We start from the raw sequence: 12,784 nt of genomic DNA, 5'->3' as shown, positions 1-12,784 counted from the left end.
TTCGAGTGGTCACTTGGAACGTATCAGTCCACCACGGCGTGTGTCACCCACAATTTTCACAATGAACTCACACGTGACTCACACCACGTCAGTTTCCTTCAGTCGAAGGTCCATCAGTGGGTATCGTTTCAGCGACCACCCGACCGCTGCTGTGCAACTGCACACGCTCCGGCGGGATTTCAGAGCATTACAGGGGGATCCATCATGTCTCGTACGCTCGTACGCAGCCTGGCCGCCGGAGCCGCGCTGCTCACCTCCGTGTTCGTGACTCCTGCGGCCACCGCCGCCACGCCCACCGCCGATGAACTGCGACTGCCGGGAACCGCCGTGCAGTTCACGTCGGCGGCGTCCACGCAGACCAAGGCCCTCGCCGCGCAGCACAAGGCGGTCGTCCAGGCGGCCGCCACCGAGTGCGGCGCCGGCTACAGGCTGGACTATGCCGAGCGCCTTCCCGACTCCCGCCGCTACGGCACCCTGTTCAGCTACACGAAGACCAACAGCCAGGGCTTCTCCGGCGCTTGCGCCATCTTCGAGAACAACATGCCCGGTGGCATGAAGATGAAGCTCAAGCTGTGCCCGAACAGGGTCAACCCCACCTGCAAGGTCGACGAGGGCCTCTTCACCCAGTACGCGGGCCCGGTCAAGATCGAGGGCAGCCATTCCTACGTGTTCTGCTCGAAGGTGACGGCCATCATGTGGGACGGCATCGCGGGCCCCGCAATCATCGACGCCGTTCGCAGCGCCACGCCCTGCGACTGACCCTCGCCGACGCGCGAAGGCGACCGGTTGCAGCCGGGGAGACCCTCGGCGGCAACCGGTGCCTGCGCGCAGCGGCGGCGCCCGCAGTACTCCCCGGGGAGTAATCCTGTGACTGCGCCACCCCCGGCAGTACCCCCCAACTCGCCCTCACGCCCGACGAACCGTCCCCCGCGCGCCGGGAGTCTGGAACCGACCCAGACATCCGACCGGAGGGAGGCCCGTCCATGGGGGCCGCAAGGACAGGAACACGGGGACGGCGTGCCGTGCCGTGGGTGGTGCTCGGCCTGTGGCTGGCCGCGCTCGTGCTCGCCGGACCGCTCGCCGGGAAGTTCTCCGACATCCAGCAGAACCGGTCCGTGGACTACCTGCCGGACAGCGCCGACTCCACCCAAGTGGCCCGTATCCAGGATGAGTTGCCCGGCGGTGAGGCCACCGACCTGGTGCTCGTCTACCACCGCGACGGCGGCCTCACCACCGCCGACAAGCGGAAGGCGAGTGCACAGGTCGCCGAGATAGGGACCACGTACCAGCTCACCGGCACTGCGAAGGTGGTCCCCTCCCGCGACGGCACCACCCTCATGTACCCGGTCTCCAGCACACAGCCGGGCCAGGACGACAAGGCACGGGACGCCTTCGTCGACGGCGTGCGCGACCTCGCGAACGGCGGCGCGGGACTCAGCGTCGAGGTCGGCGGACCCGGCGGCCTCCAGACCGACATGAGCAAGGTGTTCGGCTCCATCGACGGCACCCTGCTCTACGCCACCCTCGGCGTCGTCACCGCCCTGCTGATCCTCATCTATCGCAGCCCGTTCCTGTGGCTGGTGCCGCTGGCCGTCGCCGGGGTCGCCGCGGGCATGGCGATGGCCGCCGCGTACGGCCTGCACGCGGCGTTCGGCGTCACCGTCACCGGCCAGAGCGGCGGCGTGATGACGGTCCTCGTGCTGGGCGCGGGCACCGACTACGCGCTGCTGCTCATCTCCCGCCACCGCGAGGAGCTACGGCGCCACGAGCGCCCGTACGACGCCATGCGCGCGGCCCTGCGCGGCTGCGGCCCGGCGATCCTCGCCTCCTCCGGCACCGTCGCGGCCGGGCTGCTGTGCCTGCTCGCCGCCGACCTCAACAGCAGCCGCGGCATGGGCCCGGTCGGCATGGTGGGCGTGCTCGCCGCCCTCGCCGCGATGATCACCCTGCTGCCCGCCCTGCTGGTCCTCCTCGGCCGCCGCGTCTTCTGGCCGCTGATCCCGGCCTTCGGCAGCGAGCCCAAGGCGCGGCGGTCGCTGTTCGCGGCGATGGGCAACTCGGCCACGCGCCGCCCGGTCGTCGTACTTGCCGGCGGTGCCGTGCTCCTCGGCGCACTCGCGCTGGGTGCCCTGAACCTCCCCGGCACCCTCAAGCAGGAGGACTCCTTCACCGCGAAGCCCGAGTCGATCTCCGCGAGCCAGACCCTGGCCCGCGCCTACCCGGAGCGCAGCAGCCAGCCCATCACCGTGATCGCCCCCACCGCCAAGGCCGCCGCCGTCCTGGCCGAGGCCCGCACGACCGACGGGGTCGCCCAGGCGACGACCGGCCGCACCGGCTCCGGCTGGACGGAGATCTCCGTCTACGCCACCGCGGCCCCCGAGTCGAAGGGGGAGACCCGCACCATCGAGGCCCTGCGCGCCGGGCTCGACGACACCTACGGCACCTACGTCGGCGGGCCGAGCGCCCAGCAGCTCGACCTGACCGACAGTCAGGCCAGGGACCGCGAGGTCGTCGTGCCGCTGGTACTGGCCGCCGTGTTCGTGATCCTCGTAGGCCTGCTGCGGAGCCTGATCGCGCCGCTGATGCTGCTCGTCGCGGTGGTCGCGGTGTGGGGCGCGGCCCTCGGGATCGGCGGGCTGGTGTTCGGGCCGGTGCTGGGCTTCGCGGGCACGGACTCGGGCCTCGGCCTGTTGTCCTTCGTCTTCCTGGTGGCCCTCGGCGTCGACTACGGCATCTTCCTCATGCACCGCATGCGCGAGGAGTCCGCCGCGGGTGCCGAACCCGACACGGCGGCGCTCACCGCCCTGCGCACCACGGGCGGGGTCATCGCCTCCGCGGGTGTCGTACTCGCCGCGACCTTCGCGGTGCTCGGCACGCTGCCGCTGGTGGCGCTGGTCGAACTCGGGTTCGTGATCGCGGTGGGCGTGCTGCTGGACACCTTCCTCGTACGGACGTACCTGGTGACGACGGCGAGCGTGCTGCTGAAGCGCCGGGTGTGGTGGCCGGGGCGGCTGTCGCGGGCGCCGGAGCCGGTGCGGCGGGAACGGCAGCCGGAGCCCGTATGAGGTCCTTGTGAACCGCCGGGCGCCCCTTCCTCCCGGAGGGGCGCCCGCCCAGCGGAAGATGAACCACGTGACAGAGACGACGACAGTGCCGCGGCCCCGCCGGGCGGAGCGGATCATGGCGGTGGTCAACCGCGACCCCCGCACCGCCCCGCACGGCATCCGCAACGACGCGATCCTCGCCGCGGTCCTGGCCGCGGCGGGGGTGGCCCTGGCGCTGTTCACCGCCCCGCACGACCGCCCCGACGCGCTCGGCTGGACGCTGCTGCTCGCCGCGTATGTGCCGATCGTCTGGCGCCGCCGCCACCCGCTGCTCGTGCTGGCGGCGGTGGTGGCGCTGGTCGCGCCGTACCACGCGCTGGACAACAACCACGGCGCGCCCGTGCCCGCCACCTGCGTCGCGCTGTACACGGTCGCCGTCACCGGCCGCCCGCTGCGGACCGTGCTGACCGCCGTCGCCGTCCTCGGCGTCACGGTGACCGCGATGTTCGCCGTCGACTACCACCAGGGCCTCGAACTCCTCCGCGTCTCCGGCTGGGTGATCGCCACACTCTTCTGCGGCGTGGACGTCCGCTACTACCGGCAGTACGTGGCCGCGATCGTCGAGCGCGCCGAACGCGCCGAACGCACCCGCGAGGAGGAGGCCCGCCGCCGGGTCGCCGAGGAACGTCTGCGCATCGCCCGCGACCTGCACGACCTGCTCGCCCACACCATCACCCTCATCGGCGTGCAGACGTCGGTGGCCGCGCACGTCCTGGCCGCCGACCCCGAACGCCTGGACAGAGAGACCGTGGCGAAGGCTCTGGACGACATCGCTCAGACGTGCCGGACGGCGCGCGGAGAGGTCCGTACGACGCTGGAGGTGCTCCGCGAGAACGACTGCACGGACGGCCGCGGCCCGCTCCCCGGCCTCGACGGCCTGCCCGACCTGGTGGAGACGGCACGGCTCGCGGGCGCGCGCGTCGAGCAGACGGTACGGGCACGGCACGCCCCGTCCGCCGTCGGCGCCGCCGCGTACCGCATCGTGCAGGAGGCGCTGACCAACGCGGTACGGCATGCGGGCCCCGAACCGGCCGTACGCGTCGACCTGTACGACGACGAGGGCGCCCTGCACCTGTCCGTCACCGACGACGGCACCGGACCCACTCCCGGCACCACGCCCGGCTTCGGGCTGGTCGGCATGCGGGAGCGGGCCCGCAGCGTGGGTGGCACACTCGACGCCGGGCCGCGGGCGGAAGGCGGTTTCGAGGTGACGGCCGTACTGCCGCTGACGACCACGGGGGAGAGCAACGGATGACCATCCGCGTACTGCTGGCCGACGACCAGACCCTGGTACGGGCCGCGTTCGCCATGCTCGTCGAGTCGGCGCGGGACATGGAGGTCGTCGGACAGGCGGGCACCGGCCGGGAGGCGGTGGAGCTGGTCCGCGGCGCGCGCCCCGACCTGGTGGTGATGGACATCCGTATGCCGGACCTGGACGGCATCGAGGCGACCCGGCTGATCGCCGCCGACGACGACCTGGCGGGCGTACGGGTCCTGGTCCTCACCACCTACGACACCGACGAGAACATCGTGGAGGCGCTGCGGGCGGGGGCCTCCGGATTCCTGGTGAAGGACACCCGGCCGGCCGAACTCCTCGACGCGATCCGCACGGTGGCCGCGGGCGAGGCACTGCTCTCACCGGGACCGACGGCACGGCTGATCGAGCGGTTCCTGCGCAGCCCGTCGGCGCCCGTGACCGGCGGGCCGGAATGCCTCTCCGACCGGGAGCGGGAGGTGCTGACCCTGCTGGCGCGCGGACTCAACAACACCGAGATCGGCGAGGCGTTGGGACTGAGCCCGCTGACGGCGAAGACCCATGTCAGCCGGATCATGGGAAAGCTGCGGGCGCGGGACCGGGCGCAGCTGGTCATCGTGGCCTACGAATCGGGACTGGTCACTCCGGGAACGATCTGACGGTGACCTTCCTGAGCCGCACCCTTCTCGCAGCCACCGTGCTCCTCACCCCGCTCACGGCCCTCGCACCGGCCCACGCCTCCACCGGCTGCACGTCCTCCGTCCCGTACGTCTCGGGCGAGGGCGGCTACGACACCTACCGCATCCCGGCGACGGTCACGACCGGCCGCGGCACGGTGCTGGCCTTCGCCGAGGGCCGCCACAACGGCGCCGGGGACACCGGGAACATCGACGTCGTCCTCAGACGCTCCGGCGACGGGGGCTGCACCTGGGGTCCGCTGCACGTGGTGGCTGCCGGGAACGGCGACACCCGGGGCAACCCCGCCCCGGTCGTCGACCCGCGCACCGGTGCGGTCGTCCTGCTGACCTCCTACAACAGCGGCGCGGTCACCGAGGCGCAGATAATGCGCGGCGAGGTCACGCCCCAGCAGAGCCGGCGGGTGTTCGTGCAGCGCAGCCGGGACGACGGGCGGCACTTCACGCCGCCGCGGGACATCACGGACGAGGTGAAGCCGGCGGGCTGGCGCTGGTACGCGACCGGGCCGGGCCACGCGGTCGCGCTGACCCACGGCCCGCACGCCGGCCGTCTGGTCGTCCCCGCCAACCACTCCGCGGCCCCACCCGCCGGTTCGCCCGACACGGGTCAGGAGGCCAGGTACTACGGCGCGCACGCCATCTACAGCGACGACGGGGGGTTTACGTGGCGGCTGGGTTTCGTGGACGCCACGTACGACGGTGTGAACAACGCCAATGAGTCCTCGGCTGCCCAACTCCCTGACGGCAGGCTGTACTTCAGTGCACGGGATCAGAACGGGACGAGTGTCGGGAACCGGCTCGACGCGTACTCCGGGGACGGCGGTGAGTCCCTCGACCGTCCGTACACGGTGCAGCCCGCACTGAACGACGTTCCGGTGGTCCAGGGGAGCGTCCTCCAACTCGCGGGCCGCAAGGGGCCGTTGCTGTTTTCTGGGCCGTCCGTGCCGACCGCTCGGCGGGCGATGGCGGTCTGGCGGAGTGACGACGAGGGGGAGATGTTCACGAAGGTGCTGACGGTGTCGGCGTATCCGGCCGCGTACTCCGACCTGGTGCAGGTCGATCGGGGCACGGTGGGTGAGTTGGCTGAGCCAAATTCAGCCCCTCCGGCGTTTGAGGAGCGGGGGTCCGGGGGCTGGCCCCCGGGTCGGGACGGGAAGGGGCGGCGGGGGCGAAGAAGTCCCTACAGCAGGCCCGCCGTGGCGAGGAACTTGCCCACCCGTTCCACCTCCTCCGCCGACAGCGGCACCTGCGGCTCCGCCGTAACCGGACAGTCGATCACGCCCCGGAGGTGCAGCGCCGCCTTGAACGCCCCCAGCGCCGACGAACTACCCCCCATCCGCCCCGGATCCCCCACCCGCACCATCCCGAACAGCGCACACAGCCGCTCCTGTTCCGCCCGAGCCCGCTCCCAGTCCCCCGAGCGGCACAGCCCGTCCAGGCGGACGTACCCATGGGGGTCGACATTGGCGAGCCCGGGCACCGCCCCGTCCGCCCCCATCGCAAGTGCCGCATCGACGACCAGTTCCGAGCCGGTCAGGACACTGAAGCCGGCGATGTCGGACCGGTTGCGCGCGCCGCTGACGACCTCGCGGAAGCCCGCCAGATCGCCACTGGAGTCCTTGAGGCCCGCGAGCACGCCGTCGGCGGCCAGGTCGAGGACGACGTCCGCCGGCAACTTCGTGTGGACGGCAGACGGGATGTCGTAGGCGACGACCGGCACCGGCGACGCGGCAGCGATCAGGCGGTAGTGGCGCGCGATCTCCGCCGGGTGCGTGCCCGCATAGAACGGCGCCGTCACCACCACCGCATCCGCCCCCGCACCCGTCACCGCCGCCACATGATCCAGGACCCTCGGCGTCGTCATGTCGATCGCACCCGCCAGGACGGGCACTTGACCGGCCACATGAGCCACCACCGACTCCACCACCAGCCTGCGCTGCCCGTCCCGCAGATACGCCGCCTCCGACGAGGACCCCAGCACGAACAGGCCGTGCACCCCGCCTCCCACCAGGTGGTCGACCAGCCTGAGCAGGGAGGGGACGTCCACCTCGCGGTCCGGTGTCAGGGGCGTGCAGACGGGCGGGACGACACCGGTCAGCGGGGCGGAGAAGGTCATCAAGGCTCCCTGGGGTGACTGGGGTGGTTCTGACGTACGAGGTCGCGTGTCGAATCGTCCTCCTGCACAGGATGGTGACAGCGGAACCGGTGCCCCGCGTCCGACGTGGCCGACACCACCGAAAAGTCCGGCATTTCGGCCGCGCACACCTCGTCCGCCTTCCAGCACCGCGTGCGGAACGGGCAACCGCTCGGCGGGCGCGTCGCCGACGGGACCGGGCCGGTGAGGGGGATCGGATCGATGGGGTCCAGGAGGCCCGGGGTGGCCGAGAACAGGGCACGGGTGTACGGGTGCCGGGCGCGGTCCGTGACCTCCGCGGCCGGGGACTCCTCGACGATCCGGCCGAGGTACATGGTGATCACGCGGTCGCTCATCCGCCGTACCGTCTGGATGTCGTGCGAGACGAAGACCAGGGCCAGGTTCAGTCGTTCCTTCAGGTCCAGGAGGAGGTTGAGGATCTGGGCGCGGACCGAGACGTCCAGGGCGCTCGTCGGCTCGTCCGCCACCACCAGGTCCGGGTCCAGTGCCAGCGCCCGCGCGATCGCGACGCGCTGGCGCTGACCGCCCGACAGCTGGCCGGGCAGCGCGTCGGCCAGGGCTCGGGGGAGGCCGACCAGGGACATCAACTCCCGCACGCGAGCTTCGCGTTGGGGTTTCGTTCCCCGTTCGTGCACGTCCAGCGGGTCCCGCAGGATCTGCCGCACCGGCAGTCGGCGGTTCAGGGCCGTCGACGGGTCCTGGAAGATCATGCCGGTGCTGCCGCCGACGGCCGCCCTGCGTTCGGCGGGCCGCATCGCCCACAGGTCCCGGCCCTGGAAGGACACCGTGCCGGAGGTCGGCCGCACCACGCCCACCAGCACCTTCGCCAACGTCGACTTGCCGCATCCCGACTCGCCGACGACGCCGACCGTCTCGCCGGGTGCGATCGTGAGATCGGCGCCGGTCAGCGCGTACACCCTGTCCCGGGTGAACAGCCCGCCGCTGCGCGCCTTGTGGACGACATGGGCGTCGGACAGCTCGACGATCGGATTCACTGCACGGCCTCCGGCTCCGACGTCACGAGTTCGACCGCCGGGTGGTGGCAGGCCGCCGTGTGCGTCGGCGTGCCCAGCAGGTCGGGTGGGGTGGTGCGGCAGATGTCGGTGGCGAGCGGGCAGCGGTCGGCGAAACGGCAGCCCGCCGGGAAGTTGGCGGGGGACGGGACCACGCCCCTGATCTGCGTCATGCGCTCGGCCGCCGACTCCAGCGACAGCACGCTGCCGAGCAGGCCGCGCGTGTAGTGGTGGGCCGGCGCCTCCACCAGATCGGCGGTCACGCCCGTCTCCACGATCTGTCCGCCGTACATCACCACCACCCGGTCGGTGACGTCCGCGACCAGCGCCAGGTCGTGCGAGACGAGGATCAGCGCGAAGCCCAGCTCCTCGCGCAGCCGCAACAGCAGCTCTATGACCTGCGCCTGGACCGTCACGTCCAGCGCCGTCGTCGGTTCGTCGGCGACGATCAGCCTCGGGTCGCGGGACAGCGCCATGGCGATCAGGACGCGCTGGCGCTGGCCGCCGGAGAGTTCGTGCGGGTAGCTGCGCAGGGTGCGCTCGGGGTCGAGGCCGACCATCGCCAGCAGCTCGGCGGGGGTACGGCGGCCTCCGCGCCGTACGACCTGTTTGAGCTGGGCGCGGATCGTCATGGCGGGGTTGAGGGACGACAGTGCGTCCTGGTAGATCATCGCCATCTCGTGGCCGAGGAGCCGGCGCCGTACCTTCATCGGTTCTGCCAGCAACTCCCGCTGGTTGAAGCGTACTTGGCCGCGGATGCAGGCCCCCTTCGGTGCCAGGCCCATGACGGCGAGTGCCGTCAGCGACTTTCCGCAGCCCGACTCGCCCACCAGGCCCAGGACCTCCCCGGGGTTGACCTCGAAGCTGATGCCGTCGACGATGTCGACCCCGCCGTGCCGGCCCTCGAAGCCGATGGCGAGGTTCTCGACCGCCAGGACCGGTTGTCCGCCCCGGGGGAGAGGCCGGGCCCGGGAGCGCAGCCGTGCGGCCGCCGCGTTCAGCCCCGGCATCTGCAGCACCTCGCCGCTGCCGGGTTCCGCGGCCTCCAGCCGGTCGTCGTCCTCGCGTACGTCGACCTCCCGGGCCGGCGGGGCCGCCCAGGCGTCCGACACGCCCTCCGACAGGATGTTCAGCGACAGCACCGTGACCAGCATCAGCAGGCCCGGGAAGACCGTGGCCCACCAGCCGCCGGTCAGCACCATGTCCTTGCCGTCCGCGATGACACTGCCCCAGGAGGGGTCGGGCGGCCGTACGCCCGCCCCGATGAAGGACAGCGATGCCTCGAAGACGATGGCCTCGGCCACCTGCACCGTGCAGAACACCAGAACAGGAGCGGCGCAGTTGACGGCGACGTGCTTCAGCACGATGTGCGGGGTCCGGGCGCCGATCACCCGTTCCGCCGTCACATAGTCCTCGCCGTACTGGTCGAGGACGTTCGCCCGTACGACCCTCGCCACCGGCGGCATGAACAGGAAGGCGATCGCGCAGATCAGCACGGTGATCCCACCGCCGAACACGGCGACCAGGACAGCCGCGAGCGCGATGCCGGGAAAGGCCATCACCACGTCCAGGCAGCGCATCAGCGTCTCGTCGACCCCCTTGCGGGAGGTCGCCGCGACCGCGCCGATCAGCGCCCCCACGACCAGTGCGAGGGCGGTCGCACCGAGGCCGATCGCGAGCGACCAGCGCGCGCCGTACATCAGCCGGCTGAGGATGTCCCGGCCGAGGCTGTCCTGGCCCATCCAGTGCTCGGCGGACGGGTGCCCGGTGCCGTCGACGGGCGCCTGCTGGTCGAGCGGGTCGTCCGGTGCGAGCAGGGGCGCCAGCAGGGCCACCAGCACTACGACGGCCAGGAAGCAGAGCGCGGCCTTCGACAGCGGCGGCAGCCGGCGCCGGCCGCGCAGGCGGATGCCGGGACGGGACAGTGCCTCGGTGAGGCTCTTGCGCGTGAACTGCGTGAACTGGGAGATCATGCGGTCGTGTCCCTCAGTCGCGGGTTGACCAGCAGGTAGAGGACGTCGATGACGAGGTTGACCACGACGAAGCCGGTCGCGGTGGTCAGGACCACGCCCTGGACGACGGCCGGGTCGCCGTTCTTCACCGCGTCGATCATCAGCTTGCCCATGCCGGGCAGCGAGAAGATCGTCTCGATGACGACCGCACCGCCGAGCAGATAGCCGACGCGCAGGCCCAGCACGGTGAGCGGGTTGATGAGGGCGTTGCGCAGCACGTTCCGCCCGACCACCACCCGCGGCGGCAGCCCGCTCCCGATCGCCGTGCGGACGTAGTCCTTGTCCAGCTCCTCCACCACCGAGGTCCGCACGATGCGGGTGAGCTGGGCCGCGACCGGCAGTGACAGCGCGAGGGCGGGCAGGGTCATGGTCTTGAGCCAGCCGGTGAAGGAGTCGGCCGGGTTGATGTAGCCGCCGGTCGGGAACCAGCCCCGGTCGACCGCCAGGTACTGGATCATCAGCAGTGCCAGCCAGAAGGCGGGGGCCGCGACGCCGGTGAGCGAGACGACGCGGATGATCTGGTCGGGCAGCCGGTCCCGGTAGATGGCCGCCGTCACCCCGCCGACCAGGGACAGCACCACCGCGATGCCGAGGCCCAGGAAGGTGAGCTGGAGGGTGAGCGGCAGCGCGGTGGTGACCTGGTCGACGACGGGGGCGCGGGTCAGGGCGCTGGTGCCCATGTCGCCGTGGAGGAGGTCGCCGACGAAGTGGACGTAGCGCACGGGCAGCGGATCGAGCAGACCGTTCTGCTCGCGGAAGTCGTGCAGCTGCTGCGGGGTGGGGTTGGCGCCCTGGAAGAACGCGGACGCCGGGTCGACGTCCGAGAAGCGCATCACCAGGAACACGAACAGCACGATGCCGAGCATCAGCGGCACGAGCAGGGCGATACGGCGGAGCAGGATGCGGAGGACCGCGACCATGGAGCTAGACCCACTTGGCCTGGAGCAGGTTGATGCCGGGATACGGCTGTGCCCTTATGCCGGTGAGCTTCTTCGGGTCCCAGGCGGTCATCAGCTCGTTGTGGACGACCGGGTAGAGGACGGCCTGTTCGGCGACGACGTCGATGTAGTCCTGGATCATTGCCTTCTTCTTCGCCGGGTCGGCCTCCTGGGTGGCCCGGTCCATGTCCTTGAAGAGCTGCTTGGCCACGGAGTTGTCCGCCCAGCGCGTGTACTGCATCCAGAGGTTGGTGGGGCCGTAGTTGTAGTGCATGATCAGGTCGGCGTCGAGGCCGAACTGGTTGGGGTTCGAGGCCGCGGCGACGACCTGGTAGTCCTGCTTCTGGTCCATCTTGGTGAAGACGGCGGTGGTCTCCTGCGGCGAGAGGGTCGTACGGACCCCGATCGCGTCCCAGGACGCCTTGATGGTCGGCAGGCAGTCGACGATCCAACTCACGTTCACGGCAAGGATGTTGATGCTGAGGTCCTTGACCCCGGCCGCCTTCAGCAGGGCCTTCGCCTTCTCGGGGTCGTAGTCGTAGACGGTCTTCGCCCGCCGGTAGCTGGGGTTGCCCTCGTTCAGGAACGAGGAAGACGGCTTCCCGTGCCCCTTCAGCGCGACCTGCACCATCTTCTCGGTGTCGACGGCGTAGTGCAGCGCCTGCCGCACCCGTACGTCGTCGAAGGGCTTGTGCCTGGTGTTGAACATCAGGAACAGGTTGTTCATCCCGGCCCCGCCCGCGACCGTCAGCCCGCCGCTCTTGAGCTGCTCGATGTTGGCGTAGGGGATGTTGTCGGAGATCTGCGCGCCGGCGCTGGAGCCGGAGATCCTGGCGACTCGCGGGGCGGCGTCCACGATCGTCAGCCAGTTCATCTTCTTGAAGGCCGCCGGACGAGGGCCGTTGTAGTCGGCGAACGCCTCGAAGATGGTGTTCGACTTCGGGTGGTGCGCGGACTGCCGGTACGGCCCGGAGCCGATCGCGAGACCCGTGATCGCCTTGTCCCAGGCGCCCGGCTTCGAGAAGACGTGCTTCGGCATGATCTTCGCGAGGGTGAGCCGGGAGAGCCCGTCCGGGAACGGGAACTTGAGCACCAGCTCGACGTTCTGCGCGTCGATCTTCCGGACCTCCTTCAGCCAGCTCGCGAAGAAGCCCTTGGCGAGCGTCTGCGTCTTCGGGTCGAGGATCCGGTCGAACACGAAGACGACGTCGTCGGCGGTGACGGGCTTCCCGTCGTGGAACTTCGCGCCCGCCCGCAGGGTGAACTTCCAGGAGGTGGTGTTGAGGTCCTTGGGCACCGCGGTCGCGAGCGCGGGGTACGGCTTGCGGGAGATCGGGTCGGTGTCGAGCAGACCCTCGTAGATGTGGTTGTTGGCGGCCATGCAGAAGGCGGACGCGGTCTGGGTGGGATCCCAGGTGCCGTCGTTGCCATAGCCGATGACCGCCGTCAGTGTGCGGTCCTTGCCGCCCCCGCCGCCGGTGTCGTTGGTGGACTGGGGCCCGGACGAACAGGCCGACAGCGACGCGGAGACGGCGGTGGCCGCACCCAGCGCGCCGGTGTACTTCAGGAAGGTCCGGCGATGCACGGTTCCTCCAGCGAGAGTGAGGAGATA

The 12,784-nt window shown here is 70.8% G+C and carries 9 protein-coding genes and 1 pseudogene; 5 read left to right on the top strand and 5 right to left on the bottom strand.

The genetic code is table 11. The features are described 5' to 3' along the window. Positions 1-204: 204 nt before the first annotated feature. From IH68_RS0114095 to IH68_RS53035, 5 genes and pseudogenes are all read left to right on the top strand, one after another. Positions 205-759 (top strand): hypothetical protein, encoded by a 555-nt coding sequence (locus IH68_RS0114095; protein WP_030934063.1) that lies wholly within the window; start codon positions 205-207, stop codon positions 757-759. Positions 760-983: 224 nt separating this feature from the next. Then, complete coding sequence (locus IH68_RS0114090) at positions 984-3,065, top strand: MMPL family transporter (protein WP_078912452.1); 2,082 nt, start codon at positions 984-986, stop codon at positions 3,063-3,065. 58 nt (positions 3,066-3,123) lie between these two features. Next, entirely contained in the window at positions 3,124-4,359 is a 1,236-nt protein-coding gene (locus IH68_RS0114085; RefSeq protein ID WP_030934057.1) for a sensor histidine kinase, read from the top strand. Next, complete coding sequence (locus IH68_RS0114080) at positions 4,356-5,018, top strand: response regulator transcription factor (RefSeq protein WP_030934056.1); 663 nt, start codon at positions 4,356-4,358, stop codon at positions 5,016-5,018. The genes IH68_RS0114085 and IH68_RS0114080 overlap by 4 nt, the downstream gene beginning before the upstream one ends. Before the next feature lie 2 nt (positions 5,019-5,020). Then, positions 5,021-6,154 (top strand): annotated as a pseudogene (locus IH68_RS53035) (sialidase family protein); the annotation flags it as partial. Between the two features lie 80 nt (positions 6,155-6,234). Here IH68_RS53035 and IH68_RS0114070 read toward each other — a convergent pair. Genes IH68_RS0114070 through IH68_RS0114050 form a run of 5 tightly spaced genes read right to left on the bottom strand, consistent with a single transcriptional unit; the run spans position 6,235 to position 12,757 of the window. Beyond that, on the bottom strand, positions 6,235-7,170 hold the full coding sequence (locus tag IH68_RS0114070) for a dihydrodipicolinate synthase family protein (RefSeq protein WP_030934050.1): 936 nt from the start codon (positions 7,168-7,170) through the stop codon (positions 6,235-6,237). Further along, positions 7,170-8,204, bottom strand: coding sequence for an oligopeptide/dipeptide ABC transporter ATP-binding protein (locus IH68_RS0114065; protein ID WP_030934047.1), 1,035 nt, complete (start codon positions 8,202-8,204; stop codon positions 7,170-7,172). The genes IH68_RS0114070 and IH68_RS0114065 overlap by 1 nt, the downstream gene beginning before the upstream one ends. Beyond that, positions 8,201-10,195 carry a dipeptide/oligopeptide/nickel ABC transporter permease/ATP-binding protein gene (locus IH68_RS0114060; protein WP_030934044.1) on the bottom strand — a complete coding sequence of 665 codons (1,995 nt, stop codon included), beginning with the start codon at positions 10,193-10,195 and terminating at the stop codon, positions 8,201-8,203. Before IH68_RS0114060 ends, IH68_RS0114065 begins: the two co-directional genes overlap by 4 nt. Continuing rightward, a complete protein-coding gene (locus IH68_RS0114055) occupies positions 10,192-11,154 on the bottom strand; it encodes an ABC transporter permease (protein ID WP_030934041.1) in 963 nt (320 codons plus the stop codon). The genes IH68_RS0114060 and IH68_RS0114055 overlap by 4 nt, the downstream gene beginning before the upstream one ends. 4 nt (positions 11,155-11,158) lie before the next feature. Continuing rightward, on the bottom strand, positions 11,159-12,757 hold the full coding sequence (locus tag IH68_RS0114050; RefSeq protein WP_030934038.1) for an ABC transporter substrate-binding protein: 1,599 nt from the start codon (positions 12,755-12,757) through the stop codon (positions 11,159-11,161). Positions 12,758-12,784 lie beyond the last annotated feature (27 nt).

The organism is Streptomyces sp. NRRL S-646, from assembly GCF_000720765.1.
In the GTDB taxonomy this organism is placed as follows: domain Bacteria; phylum Actinomycetota; class Actinomycetes; order Streptomycetales; family Streptomycetaceae; genus Streptomyces.
This window is presented reverse-complemented; position numbering and strand designations above follow the sequence as displayed.